Source organism: Nocardia cyriacigeorgica, from assembly GCF_010858045.1.
Lineage (GTDB): Bacteria > Actinomycetota > Actinomycetes > Mycobacteriales > Mycobacteriaceae > Nocardia > Nocardia cyriacigeorgica_E.
In genome coordinates this window covers 306,242-328,161 of sequence record NZ_JAAGVC010000001.1, presented here as the reverse complement: position 1 = coordinate 328,161, position 21,920 = coordinate 306,242, and the positions used below count along the sequence as shown (strand labels likewise).

Sequence of the window (21,920 nt, the reverse complement as noted above, 5' to 3'; positions counted from 1 at the left end):
AGGGGCCTGCGTGCACAGATGATGCCGCACTCCACCGACAAGTTCTCCCCGCACCCGGCGAATCCATCCACGCGAGCACGCCGGGACGCCTTCGCGTCGATCCGCATCGATCGGGCCGATCCCGCTGCCACGGCGGGCCGGTTGCGATAAGAATAGAACACGTTCTAGGAACAGTCCCGCGGCCGCGTGGACTCGGAACGGGCAAGCCCGGACGGCCGGCGAGGCGTCCGGGAGAAACGAACGGCAGGAACCGCGATGACCGAAACCGTCGATCAGCAGGCGCTCACCATGGCCGCCATCGGCAAGCTCACCGGCCCCGGCGGGCCGTTCGAGATGACGGTGCAGCAGGTACTCGGCGCGCCGACACCGGTGCTCGTCAACCGCGAACGCAGCCTCGCCGACGTGCTCGCGGCGTCGACCCGCTGGGGCGATCGCGACTACCTGGTCACCGAACACACCCGGCTGTCGTTCACCGAACACGCGGCGGCCGCGGGCGCGCTGGCGCGGGCGCTGCGCGATCGCTACGGCGTCGGCAAGGGCGATCGGATCGGCATACTGGCCGCGAACACCCCGGAATGGGTGGTCGCTTTCTGGGCCGCGCAATGCCTCGGCGCGATCGCGGTCGGCTACAACGCCTGGTGGGCCCCGCCGGAGATCTCCTACGGCCTCGCCCACACCACACCGTCGGTGCTGATCGCCGATGCCAAGCGGGCCGCCGGCGTCGCCGAACTGCGCGCCGACGTGCCCGTCCTCACCATGGAGGACGACGTCGCGGCGCTGATCGCGGAGTTCGCCGGCGGCGAGCTGCCGACGACACCGGTGGCCGAGGACGATCCCGCCGTCATTCTCTACACCAGCGGCACCAGCGGCCGCCCCAAGGGCGTGACGCATTCGCATCGCAACCTCATCGCCGTCATCGGCTATCACCGCTTCAACGATGCGCTCGCGGCGGAATTGTCCGGCACCCCCGACAACGGCGGCAGGCGATTCCTGCTCACCTCACCGCTGTTCCACATCGCCAGCCTGCACAATCTGGTCGTTCCGCGCCTGGTCAGCGGGGATACCGCGGTCATCCATCAGGGCTCGTTCGACGCGGACCGGGTGCTGCGGCTGATCGAGCGCGAGCGGGTCAGCAATTGGGGCGCCATGCCGACCATGGCGACGCGGATGCTCGACTGCGATCTCGGCGCCTACGACCTGTCGTCGCTGCGCGCGTTCTCGCTGAACTCGGCACCATCGTCGGCGGCCTTGCAGCAGCGGCTGCGTGAGCAGCTCCCGGTGGCCCGCACCGCGCTGGTCACCAGCTATGGCCTCACCGAATGCAGCACGGCGGCGACGCTTGCCGCACCGGCCGAGCTCGCGGCGTTCCCGGACACCGTCGGACGCCCGGTGCTCGGAGCCTCGGTGGAGATCCACGACGAGACCGGTGCCCAGCTCCCCGACGGCGAGGAGGGCGAGATCTGGGTGCATGGACCGTACGTCATGCTCGGCTATTGGAACGATCCCGCCGCGACGGCGGCCGCGATCACCCCGGACCGCAAGCTGCGCACCGGTGATATCGGTGTGCTCGAGGACGGCCGGTTGCGGCTGTCAGGACGACGCTCGGATCTGATCCTGCGCGGTGGTGAGAACGTCTATCCCACCGAGATCGAGCAGTGTCTCGACGAGCATCCGGCGGTGCTGGAGAGCGCGGTCCTCGGCGTGCCGGATCCGGATCTGGGGCAGGCGGTGGCCGCGGTGGTGGTCGTCGAGAACCACACAGCCACCGATGAAGCCGAGTTGCGCGCGTTCGCCGCCGAGCGCCTGGCCTACTACAAGGTCCCGGCGCGGTGGCGGCTCACCACCACTCCGCTCCCGCGCAATGCCACCGGGAAGGTGATCCGCGCGGGCCTCGAGCCGTAGCCACCCGGGCTACAACGAGACGATCAGCAGGAAGAGCGCTGTCTGGATGGTCTGGAAAAGACTGTTCAGGTTCTGCTGGATTTCGGCGCTGCCCATGCCCGGCCTCCATTCGTCCGGCCGACGCGCTCCCGAACGGGAGCGGTTCGGTACCACTCCAGTGTGACAGAGCGCCGCGGCACGGAAAGCCCCTGTTCGCCTGGGCAGCGAAGCCGGGGCATCGGCCATCGACACCATAAAACTAGAACTCGTTCTACTATGGGGTCGACCGCCGCGTCGCGGTCCGTTCGACGAAGGAGTTGCCGTGGCATTGGACGCATCCGGTGCGAGCCTGCTCGCCGCCGTGCAGGCTTCCCCCCGCGCCGTCGCCGCCCATGACCGGCAGGCGTGGGTGGGCCTGTTCACCGCCGACGCGACGGTCCGCGATCCCGTCGGCGCCCGCCCGCATACCGGCCGCGCGGCCATCGAACGCTTCTACGACACCTTCATCGCGCCCAACTCCATCGAGTTCCGGGTCGATCACGACTTCGCCGGCCCGGCCGTCGTGGTCCGCGATCTCAGCATCCTGACCACCATGGCCACCGGAGCGCAGGTGCTGGTGCCGATGCACCTGCGCTACGACCTCGCCGAGGTCGACGGCGATCTGCGCATCGCCCATCTCGCCGCGCACTGGGAACTGCCCGCGATGGTGGCGCAGCTACTGCGCACGGGCGCACCGGGTTTCGGTGCGGGGATGAAGCTGGGCGCGGCACTGGTACGCAATCAAGGCCTGGCCGGTGCGGCGGGGATGGCTCGCGGGTTCACCGGCGTCGGCCGGGCGGGCAAGCGCGTGGCCACCGAGTTGTTCGGTGCGGCGAGCTCGGGTGACACCGCGCATGTGCGCAGGCTGCTCGGCGCGGGCACGGTGATCGAATGCCCGGCGGGCACGGTCGTTTCCGCCGACGAGTTCACCGCATGGGCCGGTGCGGGCCTGCGGACCGGGAAGACGATCGCGGCCGGGCGGTCGGTGACGACGAGTGTGGAACGTGGCGGCGCACCCGCTGTGGTCGCGCTGGAGTTCGCCCCGGACGCGCCGAGGATCCATCAGGTCGTCGTGTTCGGGGAGCGGGTGCCGGAACAGCCCTGAGGAACCGCCGCCTGCGCGGGCCGTCCGATGTATGCCCGCGATCGAGCCCGATCGCGGCTCGCCGGCGACGCCTACCCCTGTGCCCGCGTCCAGACGATGCTCGGCGGAATATCGCGCAGCACGGGCAGCCGGTCGAAGATCGGCGCGAGCACGGCGAGCACACCATGGGACGGCCCGTAGGACGACACCCGGATGTCGGCGAACTTCGGGCTCCACTGCCGCAGTAGCTTGTCGATCTGGCTGCGCTCGACGCCCCACGGCATCGGCGGCGCCGTATAGGCGGGCGTTTTGCGGTAGCCCTTCATCGTCTTCGCCGAGAACCAGGGTGGAATCGTGTCGAACATCAGCTCGACACCGGGAAATCGCTCGACGATCGCCACGCACAGGCGGCGCACCTCGTCGGGCTCGAAATACATGAAAAGGCCCTGCGCCGAGACGAATACGCCGCGTTGCGGCTGCTCGATGTGGTCGAGCCAGGACAGATCGAGCGCGCTGACCGGCAGATGACGGCAGCGATCGCGCGCGGGCAGGTAACGCTCGCGGATCGCGATGGCCTCGGGCACGTCGACACACAGCCATCGCACCGCGCCGTCGTCGCAGCGCTGGAACTGGGTTTCCAGCCCGGCCGCCAGTTCCACCACGGTGCCGCCCGGATGTGCGGCGAGCCAGGGTCGCAGTGCCTCGTCGAAGCGCATCGACCGGACGGCGTGGGTGCCGTCGGGTGTGCCGAAGGCCGCCTCGTAGTCGAAGTCGATCGACTCGTAGATGCGTACACACTCCGGGTCGCGCAATACCGCGTCGGCGCGCAACGATTCACTGGCCCGGTTGTGCAATGTCCACAGCATCGTCAGCGGGATACCGCTGAGCCCGACATCACCGCTCATCGGATTCACCTCTTCCTGCCGCCGCAACGGCCGTTACCAGGAGGGATATCTCAGGTATGGGAAGCCTAACGACGAATCGGGCCGAGCGGGGTTCCTCGACGAGCGGCCGGGCCGCCGGTGGCCGGAGCCACCGACGGCCGAGGGTGCCGACGCACGGGCGTCAGGAGCTCACGCCGCTGAGCTCGTTCGGGCTCTCCGGCAACTCCGCCGAGGCGGTCACCGCGCCGCTGGCGAGATCGACCCGATGCACCGCCTTCTTCGCGGTATCGGTGACGTAGGCGATGCCGTCGCGCACGAACAGCGCCGGCCGCGGCTGCTGCCATTCCAGCGGCTCCTGCCACGGGTCGATCACCGCGATGGTCGTGGTGACCGTGCCCGCGACCGGGTCGATGACGTGGATCTTGCCGTCGGTGCCGAGCACGAGCGCTTCACCCTGCGGGCCGCGAGCCAGCGACCGGAAGGTGTAGCTGGTGCCGAGATCGACCAGCCGCAGCGTGGCGTTGGTGGTGTCGATCAACGAAATCTGCTGCGGGCGTTCTAGTTCGGCGTCCTTGTCCTGCTTGTAGTCGCCGAGCACGATCGGCGAGACCTCGCTGCCCGCCTGGTTGCCGATGCGCCCGTACGGGGTCGGGCTGGTGACCTTGGTGATGGCGCCGTCGCGGTAGATCAGCGCGCCGGTCTGGCAGCCGACGACGACGGCCTCGCCCTGCGCGGTCGCCTCACCGTGTACGCCGGGGCAGTCCTCGTTGCGGGCGATTTCCTTGCGGTCGGCGTCGAGGACGACGATCCCGGTGCGCGCTTCCTCGGTGCCGACCGTCAGCACCAGTTCGCCGTTCGCCATTTCGAGGGCGACACCGTGATGCGGCGCGGGCGCCTGGTACACCTGCGTCTCGGGCTGCTCCGCGCCGAGCTGCTCGGGGTCGAACGAGGTCACTTCACCGCTGCCGTCGGCGAACAGTACGGTTCGCCCGGCGTGACCGACGACGTGGCCCGGTTTCGCGGCGGGGAAATCGACCCCGGTGAACCGGCCCTCCACGGCGTCGAGCACCCGGAAGGCATCCGAGGTGGAGACCAGCATGTGCCGGTCGTCGCCGGCCGGGTTGAGCCGGTTGAATCCCTCCAGCGCGATCTCACCGGTGGTCGCGAGGGTATCCGGGTCGAGCAGGTAGATACCGCCGTCGTAGGTGACCGCGAGCGGGGCGGTGACGGGCGCGGCCGCCTGGTCTGCCTCGTCGCTGCCGCAGCCGCTCAGCGCGACCGCCGCGGTGAGCAGGCCCGAGAGCGCCACCGTTGTGGTGCGGGTCCGAGTACGCATGTTGCTCCGTTTCCGTTGTACTGCTGAAGTTCTCGGCGCGAGCGCACCACCGGTGCTCACGGGGCCAGCCCGGTGACGATGGCGTCGGTATTGGCGCGCATCATCTCCAGATAGCTGCCCGCGCCCTCGCCCGGCGGGGTGAGCGATTCCGAATGCAGCCCAACCACCCGGACGTGCACGCCCGCCTGCTCGGCGAGCACTCGCGCGAGCCGATCCGGTTGCGCCGAATCCGCGAAGACCGCGGGCACACCGGCATCGCGGATGGTGGCGGCCAGTTCCGCGAGATCCGACGGGCTCGGTGAGGCCAGGGTGGTGCCGCTCGGTATCACCGCACCCACCACCTCGAATCCGAAACGCTGTGCCAGGTAGCCGAAGACGTGGTGATTGGTGACGAGCTTGCGCCGCTCGGCGGGCACGCTCGCGAAGCGCTGGGCCATCCAGGTGGCGAGCGCGTCCAGTTCGGCCAGGTAGCGGTCGGCGTTCGCACGGACGGCGTCCGCATCGACGCCGGGCACATCCGCGATGACGCGATCCCGGATGACCTCGACCGCACGCCGCACCCGCTGCGGATCGGTCCAGAAATGCGGATCGGGCTGCCCGGCCGTCGCTCCGGAACCGAAGGCGATCGGATCGACCTCGGACCCGACGTATACCGTGGCCACCCCGGCGTCGGCGGCTGCCTCGACATTGCGGAGCACGCCCTCTTCCAGGCCGAGGCCATTGGCCACGATCAGTCCCGCCCGCTCCAGTCCCGCGGCCTGCTGCGCCGAGACGGCGAACGAATGTGGATCGGCGGCACGCGGCATGAGCACCGACACCGGTGCGGCCGCACCGACGATCGCCTGGGTGATGTCGCCGAGGATGTCGGTGGTCACCACGATGGCGCCGCGGTCCGGTCCGGAATCCGCGCATCCGGTGAGCGCCATCATCGCGGCGAGCAAGGCGACGATCATTCGGGCGAGCACGCTCATCGGCCGGTCTCCACCATCAGTTCCGGTGCGATATCGAGCCGGAAAGTCCGTGCGATACGCAGGTTGTCGTTGTAGTCGATCTCGTGCACGACCCGCGCCGCCGGATCGTTGACGTAGGCGCGGTTGGCGTCGACCGCGATGACCGGGCTCGCCGCACCGGGCGCGAGCGGCGCGGCGAGCACCTTCGTCTGGGCTGTCTCGGCGCCGCTGACCGGGTCGTATCCGCGCAGGATGCCATCGGCGGTGAGCGCCATGATCGGCGTACCCGCGCCTGCGGTGTTGGTCGCGACCACCGGCCCGGTGGGGATGCGCGTCCATCGACGGGCGCTCACATCGAGCACGCCGAGGGCGTCGGGACCCGAGCGCGTCACCAGGGTGGTGCTCGACGGGCGATGGAAGAACGTTTCCGCGGGCGCGCCCATGCCGTCGGCGAACGGGATCCTGGTGGCGGCCACGCGCGCATCCTGCTCGGTCACCAGCACTGCCCCGTCGGCGCAGCCGATCACCACGCCGCGCCGGGTCACGGCCTGCCCTCGGGGCTCAGGGCACGGTGCGTCCAGCGCGGTCACCTCGGCGCCGTCGCGGGAGCGCACCTCGATACGGCCCGAGCGCAACGCGACCACCAGCCGGCCCGCGTAGGGCACAGCGGTCGCGTCGGGGATCGAGCCCTGTTCCCGCACCGATCCCCCATCCAGGGCAGCGCGATCCAACACGACGGAGCCGGCCGCCGCGCGGGCGGTCGCGATCGTCTTGTCGCTGTACACGGCCGTGACCGGACCGGCGTCGAGTCGCCCGACCTCCCGCGCGGACGCGCGGTAATAGTGCACGTGATCGCCGTGGTCGACCATCCAGCTACCGCTGTCGACCACCTGTGTCGATGCGGCATTCGACAGATACGCGTAGCGACCGTCACCAGCGATCGCGGTGACATCAGGAACAGATCCGAGCTCGATCACCTCCTCGGTGATCAGATCGACCACCCGCACCGCTCCGGAACCACGTTCCGCGACAACCAGTCTCGGCTGCGCCTCGGCGGTCTCCGCCGCGCCCGCGACATAGCCGTGCGGCGTCGGCTCGGCGGGCATCGGTTCGGTATCGGCGCCGCAACCGACGAGCGGGAAAACCAGTGTGAGCGCCCCGGCCACCGTTACCGGCGCGGTGGCAGCACGCAGGCTCAGTCGCTCCCGCAGCCGTGATACCAGGGCGGACAGGAAGAACAGTGCGACCGCGGACCCGGCGATGGTCGCGCCCGCCGCCGTGCCCGCATGCCAAGAGATGAGCAGACCGATGACCGTGGCGGCCGAACCGAAGGCCGCCGCCAGCGCCATCACCATCGGAATCCGATGGGCGAACAGCATCGCCGCGGCCGGCGGCGCGATCAGCAAGCCGAACACCAGCAGCGTTCCGACGATATGAAACGACGCCACGATGGCCAGCGTGAGCAGACCGACGAGCGCGAACTGAGCCCGCCGCGGCGCCAACCCGAGGGTCTGCGCGGTGCGCGGGTCGAAGGTGAGCGCGAGGAAGGCGCGATGCCCGAGCACGGCCACCACGAGCGCGATCAGCAAGGCCGCCAGCAGGAACAGCAGATCGAGCTGCCGCGTCGCCAAGACGTCGCCGAAGAGAAAACCGGTGAGGTCCACCGCGAACGACTGCGACCGCGACACGATGATCACACCGATGGCCAGCATGCCGACGAAGAGCAGGCCGATGCCGGTGTCGGCCGACCTGCGCCGATTGCGGCTCAGCACAGTCACTCCCGCCGCCATCGCGGTCGCGCTGGCCGCCGCACCCAGCAGCAGATTTCCACCGAGCAGCGAGGCGATCGCGATACCCGGCAGCATGCCGTGCGCCATCGCATCGCTGAGAAAGGCCATGCCGCGCACCACAACCCAGGTGCCCGCGATCGCGCACAAGCAGGAGACCAGCAATCCGCCCCACAGCGCCCGTTGCACGAAAGACACCTCGAACGGGGCCAATAGCCAATCCATGATGCGACACCCTAGAATGGAAACGATTTTCATTACAAGTTAAGTGACGGGAGTCGCATCGTGCAATCACCGGATATCCGGCTGGCCGGACTCAGCGCGGGCTACCAGGGCCACCGGGTGCTGCACGAGGTCACCGCGACCCTCCCGAGCGGCAAGATCACCGCCCTGCTCGGCCCCAATGGTTCGGGCAAATCGACACTGCTGGCCGCGCTCGCGGGCGTGGTGCCCCTATTGGCCGGGACCATCACCGGACGCGACGGCGTGCGACCAGCCTTGGTCGTGCAGCAGAGCGCGGTCCCTCCGACGCTGCCGATCACCGTCCGGGAGACGGTGGCGATGGGACGCTGGGCCCATCGCGGGCCGTGGCGCAGACTGACCGCGGGCGACCACGCGATCATCGGCGAGTGCCTGGATCGCCTCGCCATCGCCGACCTGGCAGGCCGGCGCCTCGACACACTCTCCGGCGGGCAGCGTCAACGCGCGCTGCTGGCCCAGGCCTTGGCCCAGCAATCACCACTGCTACTACTCGACGAGCCGACGACCGGACTCGACCTCGCGGCCCGCGAACAGATCACCCGCGCGATCGCCGAGGTCAGCGCCGCGGGCGTGACCGTCGTGCACGCGACGCACGACCTGGACGACGCCTTGCGCGCCGACCACTGTGTGCACCTGCGCGACGGACGTGTCGTGAGCGAAGGCGAACCACAAACCGCCCTGCTGGCACATTCACCCTGATCAGAAGGCTTCCCACCGCTGATCGACGCATCAATTTCATACCGAGCTGCATGTGGGGTTTACTGGGACGCCAAGTCTCAGTAAATTGGTTGATAGCGAGACCCACACCACACGCACGAGGAGACTCCGATGACGTCGTCGACTGTGCCGCTCACCCAGGATGTCGGTAAGGACTACCGGGATGCCCTGCACACGCTGTCGGAAGGGTCGGTCAACCGGCGCTTCGACCCGTACCTGGACATCGACTGGGATTCGCCGGAACTGGCCCTCGACCCGAAAGACCCGCGCTGGGTTCTCTCGCCCGAGATCGATCCGCTCGGCGCCACTGAGTGGTACCGGAGCCAGCCGCTCGAGCGGCAGATCGAGATCGGCCGCTGGCGCATCGCCAATTCCATCAAGGTCGGCGCCGCATTCGAGACGATCCTGATCCGCGGAATGATGCAGTACATCATGAAGCTGCCCAACGGGTCGCCGGAGTTCCGCTACTGCCTGCACGAGATGACCGAAGAGTGCAACCACATCCAGATGTTCCAGGAGCTGGTCAACCGGATCGGCGTGGATGTGCCCGGGATGCGGCCGATCTTCCGTGCGCTGTCGCCGTTCATCGGCGTGGCAGGCGGGTACGCGCACGTCATCCTGTTCATCGGCATCCTCGGCGGCGAGGAACCGATCGACCACTTCCAGAAGGCGCTGATCCGCGATGGCGGGAATCTGCCGCCGATGGTCTTGCGCACCATGGAGATCCACATCGCCGAGGAGGCGCGGCACATCTCGTTCGCCGGTGAGTTCCTCAAGGCGCATATCGCGAAGATGAACCCGGTGACCACCCAGGTCTGCGCGATCGCCTTCCCGCTGGCCATGCGCTGGCTGGCCGGCGAGATCATCGCGCCGCCGCGCTCGTTCGCGGAGAAATTCGACATTCCCCGTGAGGTGATCAAGGAAGCGTTCTGGCGCAGCCCGCAGTCACGCAAGATCCTGTCCGGCTACTTCGGCGATATGCGGGCGCTGGCCGACGAGATCGGGCTGATGAACCCGGTCACCCGGCGGTTGTGGAAAGCGCTCGGCATCGACGGCGATTACGCGCGCTATCGCAGCGAGCCCGATCGCCGAATCCGGCACGCGGCCTGAGCCGAGGTCGTGGCCCGCTAGCCGCGGGTCACGACCACCGCGGCGGGTTCAGCCCGCGGTCGCACCCGACTCGGTGAAATCACGCAGAATCGAGGCCAGTTCGCGGTCGGGGTCGACGTGGATGCCGCTGGTCCTGGCCGCGCCGTCGAGCACGAACCAGGTGATGGTGGCCAGTTCGTCGACGACCTGGGCCCTGGTGCGATCCGGCGCCGGGTCGGCCACCCAGGCCGACAGCACGCCCTCGACCATCGTCACCACCGCGAACGGCACCGATTCGAAGGCGCCGGCGTCGGTGCCCATCAGCTGGGCGACAGAGGAGATCAGCTCGCTGCCGCGCGCCGCGATCCGCAGTTTCAGGCTGGCGACCGCGTCGACAGTGTCCTCGCCACCGAAGGGCGGGCCGGTCCGCGCGAACTCGGTCAGCCGCGGATGGTCCGACATCCAGTCCGCGACCGCGCGGATGGTGCGGGTGAGGATCTCGCGCACCGAACCGGTGGACATGTCGAGTTGTTCGTCGAGCTGGGCGGCGAAATCGTCGATCAAATAGGAGCGGAGGCGCCGGTCCAGTTCCTCGCGCCCGCTGAACTGCCGGTACACCACCGATTTGGCGACACCGGCGCGTTTGGCGATGCGGTGCACCGGGATATCCGCCCCGGGCGGACTCTCCTCGAGCAGCTCGACCGCGGCTCGCAGGATCGTCAGCTGGCGCTCGCTGTTGTGCCGCTCCCAGCGAGCCTCATAGCCACTGACCGCCCCCGGCATCCGCGGTTGTGGCGACACCACCGACATGCCAGGCAGTGTACCGAGTCCGGTACCGCCCCCGTGGCGATGCGCCCGAGGCCCGGGCGGCCGCCGCGCAACGACCGCCCGGACACCATTGCGCGGCTAGCTACCGAGCATGCTGCGCAGTACCGCGCCGAGCATGTCGGCGATCGACCCGGTGGAGCTCAGCTGTCCGTCGGAGGATCCGAGACCGTTGTCGTCCATGCTCCCGAGCGCACCCTCGCCCAGATTCGGCGTACGCGCGGTGAAACAAGCGGTCAGGTTCGGGAACTCGGCGCCGACCCCGACCGTGCCGGCTACCCCGACGCCGCCGCTGGTGACCTGCTGGCCGGCCCGCAGGTCGCCCGGTACCGGATAGGTGATGTTCAAGGTGACCGGGTTGCCCGAGTTGACGAACCAGCCGGTGCTGGTGACCTTCCATCCGCCGGCGTTCGGCTCGGGCGTCACCGCTTCGGTTCGCTGGCCGCCGACCGCGTGATAGGCGGTGATGGTGGTCTCGACCGGCGCACCGAACCCCGTCGGCGGGAAGTCGGTGATGGTGTTGACGTAAGGGTTGCCGACGCCCGTGGTGCCGACGATCACCGTGTAGGTCACCGTGGTGCCGATGCCGACCGTTTCGCTACTGGCGATCTTGTCGTAGACATGCGTCACCCCGACCGTGCTCGCGTCTCGTTTGGTGGCGTGGCTGCGCACCGCACAGGTGTCGGCCGCCGCGGTTCCCGTGCCGACCGCAACTCCGAATCCCGCGCAGGCCAGCGACGCGGTAGCGATCACGGCACCCGTCCGAATACCAGGGAGCATTGTTCCTCCAGAATTCCCGGAAGATCTCCGGGATTACATGATCCTCATCAGGCGAATGCGATTCGCCCTCGGGCGGATATCCGCCTGGGAGACAGGGAAGCACGCCACTGGACCGTTGTCCAGGAGTTCTGGAAAATCGGTGTTTCACATCCGTAGCGGAGGTTCTGTGCTCGGGTCGCTGCTCGTCACGATGCCGTAACGAACACGTGGGTTCTCCCCGAACCGCCCTGGTGCGGCGGCTAGGAAGTACGGACCGCGGCGAGTCGGCGGTGCGGGCGGCGGGCGTCGTTGTCTCGTCGAATGCGCGGAGGAGGTATGCGATATCCGCTGAGAGAAAAGCGATTTCACTCTCGCCGCCGTCTTTTGTTCGGTCGGCGTCCCGCTGATCGGGATCAGGGGTTCATAAGCGGCAGTGGCCGTTGAGATACAGACTATGCTTTTCGCCTCTACCGGTGAGGCGATTTCGCATCGGCGAATCCTTTTCGGGCACAGGGTTTTTACTGACCGTGCCGGATACAGGGGTTTGCACTCGCGTCGCGCTTCGCGTCGGCATTGAATGCCCGCGGCGGCTGCGCCACCGTCGGAATTGACAGGATACTTTTCGCCGCAGTGCCCGCTCGTTCCCACTGTTCGCGGCCAGAGGCCGGGCGGTGAGCGCTGGCGAAGCCTGCCGACTGGGTCGAAAAGGGGTGTGGCCCGGAACTTTGGTTCCGGGCCACTGTTGTAGCGGGGACAGGATTTGAACCTGCGACCTCTGGGTTATGAGCCCAGCGAGCTACCGAGCTGCTCCACCCCGCGTCGGTAATTACCAGCTTACACACCTGCGGCTCGAGAACGTAATCGACTGTGGTGCCGGGACATTTCGCGTGGTCAGCAGGCTGGGAGGGATGCTTCCGGGTGTCGAACAGAGCCGGGACGCCGGCACCTGGCCGGCTCGCCGAGCAGTTCTCTTCTTCAGTTCTCTTCTCGACGGAGGAGTGGGGCGGCATCTTCAGCGCCCGGGGTCGGGGGTGTCCTTCTCCGCCGGACGGGCTGACGATCGCCGCGACCTCTCGTCAGCGGCCGACCGGGTTCCGCGGCACGCCGGGCCGCGGTCGATGCCGGATCGCAACAGAAGCTCGCGTGAATTGCGCGGGGGGCGACAGGGGGCCGGGCGGTGTGCCGCGGAATCATTTTCGGTGATGGGCGGGGGCGCTGCGAATAGTTCTGCATTACCTCGCAGTGAGCGGCATTTGGCCGCATGGCCGAGCTGCTGGATGCTTGCCGGTGGCCGAGCGGAGCGCCGGCGAGCGGGTGCGAGCGCGGAGAGTGGTCCGGTGCACGGGCCGATGGGGGCGCGACATAGTAAAAGGCCCGGCCCGGAGGTTGGTGCCTCCGGGCCGGGCCTGTAGTAGCGGGGACAGGATTTGAACCTGCGACCTCTGGGTTATGAGCCCAGCGAGCTACCGAGCTGCTCCACCCCGCGTCGGTGAACACAACATTACACACGGGTTCCCGACGATCGCAAACCGGCAGGTCAGCGCCGTTTCCGTGGGTGACGGACGGCAACGACCCGCTCCCCGAAGACGGGAGAGCCGACGACTGGCGACCGAATGGCGACGCGATCGAGGAACCCGTCGACGGCCGGAGGTAACCACCGGTCCCGTCGGTCAGCCGCCGCGGACACAGATCCCCAGGGCCGGTTGCCGGGCGGTAGCGAGCCGCGTAACCGGCCCGAGCGTGTGACCGGCGCTACGATTTCGGAGTGATCCCGAACACATAACGGTGTTATCACAATCGCCTTTGGGTAAGGGCGAATCCGGTTTCTCACCAGCGAATACGTTCTAATGCTACCGATTCACGTGGATTCACCGGCAATAAATTGGAAGTTATCAAGACGTGATCGAACGAGATTTGTTCGTTACCGTCGTTGCCACGGCCCGGATCAAACCGAGATGGGCTCGAACCCGAACCGAAGAACACCGGAGACCCTGTCCCGCGGTTCGGAGTACCCCGACATCACACCTGGGGACAGGGGCCGACGGAGAACATCCGCCGCGCTGGTGGGCACAGGGAGGGAAACCACATGACTAAGAACCGGAAGTTCAGCACCCGCGCCCTCGGCCTGACTGCCATTGCTGGGGCTCTCGTTGCCGTCCCGTTCGGTCTTTCCACCGCCACCGCTTCGGCCTACTCGGGCAACTGGGACGCTGTCGCGGCCTGCGAGAGCGGCGGCGACTGGTCCATCAACACCGGTAACGGCTACTACGGCGGCCTGCAGTTCTCGCAGAGCACCTGGGAGGCCAACGGTGGCACCGGCTACGCGCACAACGCGAGCCGCGAAGAGCAGATCCGCGTGGCCGAGAACGTGCTGGCCACCCAGGGCCCCGGCGCCTGGCCGGTGTGCGGCGCCTACCTCTGAGGCTCCTAGGCGAGCGGCCTGGCCGCTGAACGCCGACTCAGCAGCGCAAACGAAACGGCGCTGTCATCCAGTGGATGACAGCGCCGTTTCCGCGTTTCGGATCAGCGTCCCGCGTCCTGGTAGGCCTTGACCGCGGCCTCCAGTTCGTCGAGCGCCTTACCGAAGTCCGCGAAGTTGCCCGTCCGCATCGCGGTGCGCACGGCCTCGATCTTGCGGTCCAGCTCGGCGGCCGCTGCGTCCTTGGCTCCCGAGGAACCGGCAGGAGGTGGCGGCGTCGAGCCCTCGGCCGGTGGCGGCGCGCCGTTCTCCGCCGGCGGCGGTGTGGAGCCCTCCACCGGGGGTGCCGTGCCCGGCTGCGGCCGGATCGCCGGATCGCCGCCCGGCGGCGTGGCCAGCGCGCCCGCACCTGGTAGCACCTGGTTCAGCGCCTCGGCCAGCGTCGAGGCGTAGCCGACCTTCACACTGCCCGCCTGATCGCGGTAGCTGACCAGCACGCGCAGCAGCTGCGGGAAGGTCGCGGTGTTGGGGCCGGTGTTGCGCTCGTTGTAGAACGGCTCGACATAGAGGATGCCGCCATCGGCGACCGGCAGGGTCAGCAGATTGCCGTATCTGATCTTGTTGGAGTTCGACAGCAGCGTCTTCTCCTGGGAGACCTGCGGCGCCGTCGTCATCGTGTTCTGCGTCTGCTGCGGACCCTGGGTCTGGGTGTCGGTCGGCAATTGCAGGATGCGGAACTTGCCGTAACCCTCCGGGTCGGAGCGCACCGAGATGTAGGCCGACAGGAACTGCCGGTTGTAGCCGACCATCGCGCTGGTCAGGTTGAACACCGGTTTGCCGGTCTCCGGGTCGCCGAGCAGCACGTAGTACGGCGGCTGACTGGCCGTCACCCCTTCGACGGTCGGGTCGGCGGGAACCGACCAGAACGCGTTGTTGGTGAAGAACTCGCGCGGATCGTCGACGTGGTACTTGGTCAGCATCTCGCGCTGCACCTTGAACAGATCCTCCGGGTAACGGAAGTGTTCACGCAGTTCGGGGCTGATTTCACTGGCCGGCTTCACCGCGTCCGGGAACACGCCACGCCAGGCCTTCAGCACCGGATCGGAGGAGTCCACCTCGTACAGGGTCACCGTGCCGTCGTAGGCGTCGACGGTCGCCTTGACCGAGTTGCGGATGTAGCTGACCTCCTTACGCGGCAGCAGGCGGCCGGTCTTGCGGTCGATGCTGTCCTCCACCGCACCTTCCAGCGAGGAGATCTGCGCGTAGGGGTAGTTGTCCAGCGTGGTGTAGGCGTCCACGATCCAGACGATGCGCCCGTCCACGACCGAGGGGTAGGTGTTGCCGTCGGTGGTCAGCCATGGCGCCACCTTCTGTACCCGCTCGCGCGGATCGCGGTTGTAGAGGATCTTGGACTCGTCGCCGATGGCCGAGGAGAACAGGATGTTGCGCTCGGCGTACTTGGCGGCGAAGGCCAGCCGGTTGAACCAGTTGCCGATCGGCACGCCGCCGGAACCGTCGTAGGTGAAGCGGGCGTCGTCCTTGTCGTATTCGCGGGGCGCTTCACCCTCGGCGGCACCGACGATCGCGTAGTCCGGGTTGGACTGCGAGATCAGTTCGCCGTAGTAGATGCGCGGCTGCTCGACCTTGATGCGCTGATCTTCGGGCTTGGTGAACAGGTCGCTGACCATGAAGATCGGGTAGCCGGAGTCGCTGCTGCCGCCCGCCGCGTTCGGGTCTTCCGACTGCGGCCGGTTGACGCGGTTGGCCGGGGCGGCGACGAACCCGTTGCCGTGGGTGTAGACGGTGTGCTTGTTGATCCAGTCGGTCTGGTTTCCGCTCAACGACGACGGCGACAGCTCACGGGCACCGACGATGAAGTCCTGGACCTCGCCGTTGATGCGGTAGCGGTCGATGTCCAGCGACTCGGGGAAGCCGTAGAAGTTCTTCAGCTGACGCAGCTGAGTGAACGTCGGCGACAGGATGTTCGGGTCGAGCAGCCGGGCGTTGGCGATGGTGGCGTGATCGACCGGGACACTGGCGGGGTTCTTGCTGCTCTCGCCGGAGTAGGCGACGTAATCGATCTTGTCGTCGGTGATTCCGTACGCCTTGCGGGTAGCGGCGATATTGCGCTCGATGTACTCGCTTTCCTTCTCCGCGGCGTTCGGGCGCACCGAGAACTGCTCGACCATGAGCGGCCAGACCGCCCCGACCAGCACCGAGGACAGCACCAGCAGCGCCGCCGCCATCGCGGGCACCCGCAGATCGCGCAGCACGATGCCGGCGAAGAAGGCGATGGCGCAGATGATCGCGATCGACATCAGGATCAGTTTGGCCGGCAACACCGAGTTGATATCGGTGAACGAGGCACCGTTGAAGGTGGGTTCCTTACGGCTGCTCATCAGCAGTTCGTACCGGTCGAACCAGTAGGCGATGGCCTTGAGCAGCACGAAGGTTCCGGCTATCACCGCGAGCTGGATCCGCGCGGCATTGGTGAGGGTGCCTTCGCGCCCGGACAGGCGCAGCCCGCCGAAGACGTAGTGGGTGACCAGGTTCGCGAAGAACGCGATGACGATCGCGACGAACAGCCAGTTCAGGATCATCCGGTAGAACGGCAGATCGAAGGCGTAGAAGCCGACGTCGAGGTTGAACTCCGGGTCGGTCTCACCGAAGGAGCCGCCGTGCAGGAACAGTTGCACGGTGACCCAATTCGATTGCGCCACCAGGCCCGACAGCACACCGAGCAGCACCGGGATACCGATGCCGAACAGCCGAAGCCTGCTCATCACGGTGGTGCGGTAGCGCGCGATCGGATCGTTGGGCCCGGCCGTCGGGACGAACACCGGCCGGGAGCGGTAGGCCAGCATCAGCGCCGCCCACACCACCAGCCCGACCAGCAGCCCCACCACGGCGAAGATCGCGATCCTGGTCCACAGCACCGTGACGTAGACGCCACGGAATCCGACCTCGCCGAACCACAACCAGTTCGTATAGGTGTCGACCAGGCGCGGTCCCACCAGCAGTAGCGCCGCCAGCACGACGGCCGCCACCAGCAGCACACGGCTGCGGCGGGACAACGAAGGTAAGCCCGAGGGGGGCCGCATGCCCACGATGCCACTCTCCAGGGTCCGGCGGCGCCAACGCCTGCACGCCGCAGTCCGATGTTCGATTGGTCCATTTCGGACCGTTGGCGCCCACTCTACGGAAATCGGACACCGGACAGTCGGCAGGGCACAAACGCGATCGCCGAGCCGGCGCACCGACACAACCGGAGGCCTCGACCCAGCACACCCCGAGTTCCCGGGAAAGCCAGGTCAACCCGAGCTCCTGGCTCGCTCCAACCGCCGGCCTCATCCCCCGGTCGGACACAAGGACCGGTCACCCACACACGCCAACCCGACACAACGGCGGTCCACCCTCATTTTTCGAGCGAGGCGAGACCGAGCCGCCGAGTTCGCGGGCCGAGACACCAGAGGGCCGCGAACCCGCGGCGCCGCAGGCGACGCGAATCAAACACAGCCCCGCGAACACGCGACGCCGGAGGCGGCGCACAATAAGCACAGTGAGCGCTGATCTGCATGCTGAAATGGTCTTGGCCCGATCGGTCCGGGAGGTGGCCGAGTTCGTCGATGCCGAAGGGTGGGGGCGGCCGCCGCAGATGTTCGCGCTGGTGCCGACGGCCGATCTGGTGGCGGCCGAGCCGGGCCTGGCCGATCAGGTCGACGCCGGCGATGAGTTGACTCCGATTGCGCAGGAACCGTTTCCCGAGGATGTGACCGGTGGTTCGATCGCGCTGGAAGAGGTCCTGGCCACCACGAGTTGGCCGCCCGCGGTCGCCGGTTGTGTGCTGGTGCAGGAGATCGTGGTGTTGCCGCCTACCGCGGAGAGCACCCTCGACGATGCGTTGACGCCGCTGCTCGCCGACGACGACGCGGCCGATGCCGCCGGGCGCGCGGCGGCGCACTCCCACCCGGAACGCCGTGAGGCCCGGTTGTTCGCCGCGGCGCTGCGCGAAGGCAGCACGCTGTGCCTGCTCCAGGTGCGGCCCGATGACGATGCCGACGAGTTCGCCGATCTCGAGCTGCGCACGTACCCGAATCTGGCCTCGAACGTGGTCGAGGCGTTGCAGCACACCCTGGACTGATCCTCGTCAGCGCGGCCCGGCGACGTCATCGCGCTCGCCGGTCGCGGTGGATCGCTCCGATGCTGGGGGCAGCCGCGGTGCTGCCCCTACCCGCAGGTGATCGTTTCGCGACCGGCGCTGAGATCCTCGAGCGACTGCACCGCACCGGCGAGGGTGTCGACCTTGACCAGACGCAGCCCGTCCGGGGTGCGCTGCCTGGCCTCGTTGCAGTTGGCGGCGGGAACCAGAAATGTTTCGGCGCCGGCCTCGCGCGCGGCGATCATCTTGTACTGGATGCCGCCGATCGGGCCGACCTTGCCTTCCTGGTCGATCGATCCGGTGCCCGCGACGAAGGTGCCGCCGTCGAGTTCGCCGGGGGTGAGCTTGTCGATCAGGGCCAGGCTGAACATCAGGCCCGCCGAGGGTCCGCCGATGTCGGCGAGGTTGAAGGTGACCTCCATGGGCGGGCGAGCGCCTTCGCCGGGGGTGACGCCGAGGTAGCCCTTGTTCGGATCGTCCTCGCGGGCGCCGAGGGTCACCTCGACGGTCTGTTCGGCATCGTCGCGCCGGATCACCATGGTGATCGTGCTGCCCGGCGGCAGTTTCCCGATCGCGTCCACGACGTCCTTCGGCTCGTTCATCGGCGCACCGTTGATGCTGACGATCTGATCGCCTTCCTCCAGCACCGCCTTGGCCGGGCCGTTGTCGGCGACGGTGCGGGCGAGCACCACGGTGGGCAGGCCGAGGAAGTTCATCGCCGCCACTTCGGCATTGCTCTCGGAATCCTTGAAGTCCTGCTGGTTGGACTTGTCGATCTCCTCCCGCGACACCCCGGGCGGATAGACCTCCGAGCGTGGCACCAGTCCGTGTTCACCGCTGACCCAGAAGCCGATCGCCTCGAAGATGTTGAGTCCGTCCCGCACCGAGACGGTGGTCATATTGAGGTTTCCGGTGGTCGGATCCACATCGACACCGGTGACGTCGACGACCTGTTTGCCGTCCACCTGCCCCAGCGTGTTGAACGTGGGCCCCGGGCCGAGAGCGACGAAGGGCACGTTGAACCAGCTCCCCGCGACGCCCAGCACGAGCACCGGGATCAGCGCGACGAGCAGAGTGATGATCCGACGATTCACGCGGCCAACAGTAGCGAGCGCCGCCGTCGCTGGGCTGCACCGGCGGAGGTTTGGCGGTTCGCGAGTGCCGGGATGGGGCCGGCCGTGAGCGGGTTCACGACCGGCGCGATTTCGCGGCGCGCGAACATCGTCGCCGGTCCACGCCGCGTAACGTAATGGGTATGAGTGACCATCCGTTCGGATTCTCGAACCGCGACGACGACGATGACCGCAAACGAGGCGACGAGCCGAGCGGTTCCGGCGCGGGCGACCCGTTCGGCTTCGGCATGGCCGGTTCCGGGGCCGGCGGATTCGATCCCGCGCAGCTGGGGCAGATGCTGACCTCGCTCGGCCAGATGCTCAGCGGTATGGGTCAGGGCATCGCCACCCCGGGTGCGCAGAGCGGTCCGGTCAACTACGAGGTCGCCAAGCGGCTGGCCCGTCAGCAGCTCGGCGCGAGCGTGGCGCCGGTGTCCGCGGGCACCGTCAGTGCCGTGGCCGATGCCGCGCATCTGGCCGAGGTGTGGCTCGACGGCGCGACGACGCTGCCCGCGGGGGCGACGAAGACCGCCGCGTGGACGGCCAATGACTGGATCGAGGAAACGCTGCCCACCTGGCAGCGGTTGTGCGATCCGGTCGCCCAGCAGATCTCCGGCATGTGGACGGCGAACCTGCCCGAGGAGGCCAAGCAGTTCGCGGCCCCGATGATGGGCATGCTCGGCCAGATGGGCGGGCTTGCCTTCGGTTCGCAGCTCGGTCAGGCGCTCGGCCAGCTGGCCAAGGAGGTGCTGACCTCCACTGATATCGGTCTGCCGCTGGGGCCCGCGGGCACCGCCGCGCTGCTGCCCGCCGCCATCTCCGAGTTCAGCGCCGGGCTGGAGCAGCCCGAAAGCGAGATCATGGTGTTCCTCGCCGCCCGTGAGGCGGCGCATCAGCGGCTGTTCGGCCATGTGCCGTGGCTGCGTCAGCAGGTGCTCGGCGCGGTCGAGGACTATGCGCGCGGCATCAAGATGGATTTCTCCGCGCTGGAGGAGGCGGCCCAGAACATCGACCCGATGTCGCTGACCGATCCGAGCAAGCTCGAAGAGATCCTGTCGCAGGGCACGTTCGAACCGCAGACCACGCCGGAACAGAAGCAGGCGCTGGAACGGCTGGAGACGCTGCTCGCCCTGATCGAGGGCTGGGTGCAGGTGGTGGTGGCCGAGGCGGTCGGTGAACGCCTGCCCGGTGCGGGCGCGCTGGCCGAGACGCTGCGCAGGCGCCGGGCCACCGGCGGGCCGGCCGAGCAGACCTTCGCCACGCTGGTCGGGCTGGAGCTGCGCCCGCGCAAGCTGCGCGAGGCGGCGGCGCTGTGGCAGCGGTTGACCACCGACGCGGGCATGGAGGCGCGCGACGGTGTCTGGGCACATCCAGATCTGTTGCCCGACGCCAGTGACCTCGACTCCCCCGCCGGATTCATCGATGCGGTGATCGGCGGCGGCGCGAATGCTTTCGACGATCCGCTGGCGCAACTGGCCGAGACCGAGGCCCGCGAGCGCGACGAGCGCAAGAAGTCGGGCGAGGCGGGTGGCGAGCCGGGCGAGACCGGCGGCGATACCGCTTCCTGATCACAGCGGCACGGGCGTCGACCGGTGTCCTGGCACCGCCGCGACACAACGACCCGATCCACGGTCACGGCTGCGACCCACCCGGATCGAGCCCGTGCCTGCCTGTGGATAACTCCCGGTTCAGCGCACGATCGGCACCGGCCGAGTCCGCATACTGCAGGCCATGACATCCCTGTGCCTGCGCGGGCCGATGCTGCACCCGCGCCTGCTGATCCTGACTCGGCCGTCCGGTGTGATCCAGCTCGGCTGGGATCCCGAGTCCGCGCGGCAGCTGGCGATTCCCGGCGTCGACAACGGCACGCTGCGGCAATTCCTTGATCTGCTCGACGGTCTACGCACCCGCCCGCAGATCATCTGGCGAGCCACCGAACTCGGTCTCACCGCCGCACGCGCGAGTGAGCTGCTGGCCACCCTGGACGATGCCGGGCTGCTGCTCTATCCCGACACTCCGGCCGGGCAGGTGCGCCGGGTCCGGGTGCACGGCCTCGGGCCACTCTCCGATGCGCTGACCGCTGGTCTGCGCCGGTTGGGCCTGCGCCCGCAACGTTCCCGCGGCGCCAGGCTCGATCCGCGGCCGCGGCCGGACCTGGTCCTGTTGACCGACACGCTGAAACCGGACCCGCGCCTGACCGACCAGTTGCTGCGCGAGCGGATTCCGCACCTGCCGGTGCACCTGCGCGACGGTGTCGGCGTGGTGGGGCCGCTGGTGCTGCCCGGCGAGACCGGCTGCCTGCGGTGCGCCGACCTACTGCGCGCCGACTACGACCCGGAATGGCCACGCGTGGCCGCGCAACTGCTCGGCCGGGTCGGCCACGGCTCGCCGCCCGAGATCGAGGCCACCGCCGCGCTGGCCTTGCGTGAGCTGGAGTCGATCATCGCCTGTTCGGTCCGCAGACGCCCGGCCGTTCTGCATGCCCAGTTGGAGCTGGACCCTGGGTCCTACCGGCTGCGGATCCGGCATCGGGTGCCGCACGAGCGTTGTGTGTGCCGCCGTATTCGCGCCGATCACAGCACCCAGGTGTGACGGGTACCACTCCAGAACGCCGATTC

At 68.2% G+C, this 21,920-nt stretch carries 15 protein-coding genes, 2 tRNA genes and 1 pseudogene; 8 read left to right on the top strand and 10 right to left on the bottom strand.

Annotated elements, in window-relative coordinates:
* Nucleotides 1-255 precede the first annotated feature (255 nt).
* Together GV790_RS01475 and GV790_RS01470 are read left to right on the top strand one after the other, a co-directional pair.
* Nucleotides 256-1,902, top strand: a complete 1,647-nt coding sequence (locus GV790_RS01475; RefSeq protein WP_163809583.1) for a class I adenylate-forming enzyme family protein — start codon at nucleotides 256-258, stop codon at nucleotides 1,900-1,902.
* Nucleotides 1,903-2,203: 301 nt separating this feature from the next.
* On the top strand, nucleotides 2,204-3,025 hold the full coding sequence (locus GV790_RS01470; RefSeq protein WP_163809581.1) for a nuclear transport factor 2 family protein: 822 nt from the start codon (nucleotides 2,204-2,206) through the stop codon (nucleotides 3,023-3,025).
* Between the two features lie 71 nt (nucleotides 3,026-3,096).
* Here GV790_RS01470 and GV790_RS01465 read toward each other — a convergent pair whose 3' ends face one another.
* From GV790_RS01465 to aztB, 4 genes are all read right to left on the bottom strand, one after another.
* Nucleotides 3,097-3,909 (bottom strand): class I SAM-dependent methyltransferase, encoded by an 813-nt coding sequence (locus tag GV790_RS01465; RefSeq protein WP_163809579.1) that lies wholly within the window; start codon nucleotides 3,907-3,909, stop codon nucleotides 3,097-3,099.
* 160 nt (nucleotides 3,910-4,069) lie between these two features.
* Nucleotides 4,070-5,224, bottom strand: coding sequence for a zinc metallochaperone AztD (aztD, locus tag GV790_RS01460; RefSeq protein WP_163809577.1), 1,155 nt, complete (start codon nucleotides 5,222-5,224; stop codon nucleotides 4,070-4,072).
* 56 nt (nucleotides 5,225-5,280) lie between these two features.
* The gene (aztC, locus tag GV790_RS01455; protein WP_163809575.1) at nucleotides 5,281-6,195 is read right to left on the bottom strand and encodes a zinc ABC transporter substrate-binding protein AztC; all 915 of its coding nucleotides are present in this window, start codon (nucleotides 6,193-6,195) and stop codon (nucleotides 5,281-5,283) included.
* Nucleotides 6,192-8,186, bottom strand: a complete 1,995-nt coding sequence (gene aztB, locus GV790_RS01450) for a zinc ABC transporter permease AztB (protein WP_163809573.1) — start codon at nucleotides 8,184-8,186, stop codon at nucleotides 6,192-6,194. Before aztB ends, aztC begins: the two co-directional genes overlap by 4 nt.
* Nucleotides 8,187-8,246: 60 nt before the next feature.
* Between aztB and aztA the strand changes: the two genes are divergently transcribed.
* The gene (gene aztA / locus GV790_RS01445; RefSeq protein ID WP_163809571.1) at nucleotides 8,247-8,921 is read left to right on the top strand and encodes a zinc ABC transporter ATP-binding protein AztA; all 675 of its coding nucleotides are present in this window, start codon (nucleotides 8,247-8,249) and stop codon (nucleotides 8,919-8,921) included.
* Nucleotides 8,922-9,050: 129 nt separating this feature from the next.
* Nucleotides 9,051-10,049 carry an AurF N-oxygenase family protein gene (locus tag GV790_RS01440; RefSeq protein ID WP_163809569.1) on the top strand — a complete coding sequence of 333 codons (999 nt, stop codon included), beginning with the start codon at nucleotides 9,051-9,053 and terminating at the stop codon, nucleotides 10,047-10,049.
* Between the two features lie 48 nt (nucleotides 10,050-10,097).
* Here the strand turns inward: GV790_RS01440 and GV790_RS01435 are convergent, their stop codons facing one another.
* The 4 genes from GV790_RS01435 to GV790_RS01420 all read right to left on the bottom strand — a co-directional run bounded on the left by GV790_RS01435 (nucleotide 10,098) and on the right by GV790_RS01420 (nucleotide 13,098).
* On the bottom strand, nucleotides 10,098-10,838 hold the full coding sequence (locus GV790_RS01435) for a TetR/AcrR family transcriptional regulator (protein ID WP_228806512.1): 741 nt from the start codon (nucleotides 10,836-10,838) through the stop codon (nucleotides 10,098-10,100).
* Between the two features lie 96 nt (nucleotides 10,839-10,934).
* Nucleotides 10,935-11,606, bottom strand: coding sequence for a hypothetical protein (locus GV790_RS01430; protein WP_280212770.1), 672 nt, complete (start codon nucleotides 11,604-11,606; stop codon nucleotides 10,935-10,937).
* A 751-nt stretch (nucleotides 11,607-12,357) separates the two neighbouring features.
* Nucleotides 12,358-12,431: transfer RNA gene (locus GV790_RS01425), tRNA-Met, on the bottom strand.
* A gap of 593 nt (nucleotides 12,432-13,024) precedes the next feature.
* A tRNA-Met gene (locus tag GV790_RS01420) sits at nucleotides 13,025-13,098 on the bottom strand.
* A 600-nt stretch (nucleotides 13,099-13,698) separates the two neighbouring features.
* Here GV790_RS01420 and GV790_RS01415 point away from each other — a divergent pair.
* Nucleotides 13,699-14,031: pseudogene (locus tag GV790_RS01415) on the top strand (transglycosylase family protein); the annotation flags it as partial.
* A gap of 104 nt (nucleotides 14,032-14,135) precedes the next feature.
* On the opposite strand, the gene GV790_RS01410 reads toward GV790_RS01415, so the two are convergent.
* Nucleotides 14,136-17,138 carry a UPF0182 family protein gene (locus tag GV790_RS01410; protein WP_163809565.1) on the bottom strand — a complete coding sequence of 1,001 codons (3,003 nt, stop codon included), beginning with the start codon at nucleotides 17,136-17,138 and terminating at the stop codon, nucleotides 14,136-14,138.
* 476 nt (nucleotides 17,139-17,614) lie between these two features.
* On the opposite strand from GV790_RS01410, the gene GV790_RS01405 reads away from it, so the two are divergent.
* On the top strand, nucleotides 17,615-18,172 hold the full coding sequence (locus tag GV790_RS01405; RefSeq protein WP_163809954.1) for a PPA1309 family protein: 558 nt from the start codon (nucleotides 17,615-17,617) through the stop codon (nucleotides 18,170-18,172).
* An 86-nt stretch (nucleotides 18,173-18,258) separates the two neighbouring features.
* On the opposite strand, the gene GV790_RS01400 is transcribed toward GV790_RS01405, so the two are convergent.
* A complete protein-coding gene (locus GV790_RS01400; RefSeq protein WP_175585763.1) occupies nucleotides 18,259-19,284 on the bottom strand; it encodes a YlbL family protein in 1,026 nt (341 codons plus the stop codon).
* Nucleotides 19,285-19,445: 161 nt separating this feature from the next.
* Here GV790_RS01400 and GV790_RS01395 point away from each other — a divergent pair, with 161 nt between their 5' ends.
* Nucleotides 19,446-20,870, top strand: a complete 1,425-nt coding sequence (locus GV790_RS01395; RefSeq protein ID WP_163809563.1) for a zinc-dependent metalloprotease — start codon at nucleotides 19,446-19,448, stop codon at nucleotides 20,868-20,870.
* Nucleotides 20,871-21,033: 163 nt separating this feature from the next.
* The gene (locus GV790_RS01390; RefSeq protein ID WP_256672934.1) at nucleotides 21,034-21,894 is read left to right on the top strand and encodes a hypothetical protein; all 861 of its coding nucleotides are present in this window, start codon (nucleotides 21,034-21,036) and stop codon (nucleotides 21,892-21,894) included.
* Nucleotides 21,895-21,920 lie beyond the last annotated feature (26 nt).

Coding starts and splice junctions, on each gene's coding strand:
- aztB (WP_163809573.1), bottom strand. CDS start 8,186: ATGGATTGGCTATTGGCCCCGTTCGAGGTGTCTTTCGTGCAACGGGCG.
- GV790_RS01475 (WP_163809583.1), top strand. CDS start 256: ATGACCGAAACCGTCGATCAGCAGGCGCTCACCATGGCCGCCATCGGC.
- GV790_RS01440 (WP_163809569.1), top strand. CDS start 9,051: ATGACGTCGTCGACTGTGCCGCTCACCCAGGATGTCGGTAAGGACTAC.
- aztD (WP_163809577.1), bottom strand. CDS start 5,224: ATGCGTACTCGGACCCGCACCACAACGGTGGCGCTCTCGGGCCTGCTC.
- aztC (WP_163809575.1), bottom strand. CDS start 6,195: ATGAGCGTGCTCGCCCGAATGATCGTCGCCTTGCTCGCCGCGATGATG.
- GV790_RS01435 (WP_228806512.1), bottom strand. CDS start 10,838: ATGTCGGTGGTGTCGCCACAACCGCGGATGCCGGGGGCGGTCAGTGGC.
- GV790_RS01390 (WP_256672934.1), top strand. CDS start 21,034: ATGACATCCCTGTGCCTGCGCGGGCCGATGCTGCACCCGCGCCTGCTG.
- GV790_RS01405 (WP_163809954.1), top strand. CDS start 17,615: ATGGTCTTGGCCCGATCGGTCCGGGAGGTGGCCGAGTTCGTCGATGCC.
- GV790_RS01395 (WP_163809563.1), top strand. CDS start 19,446: ATGAGTGACCATCCGTTCGGATTCTCGAACCGCGACGACGACGATGAC.
- GV790_RS01465 (WP_163809579.1), bottom strand. CDS start 3,909: ATGAGCGGTGATGTCGGGCTCAGCGGTATCCCGCTGACGATGCTGTGG.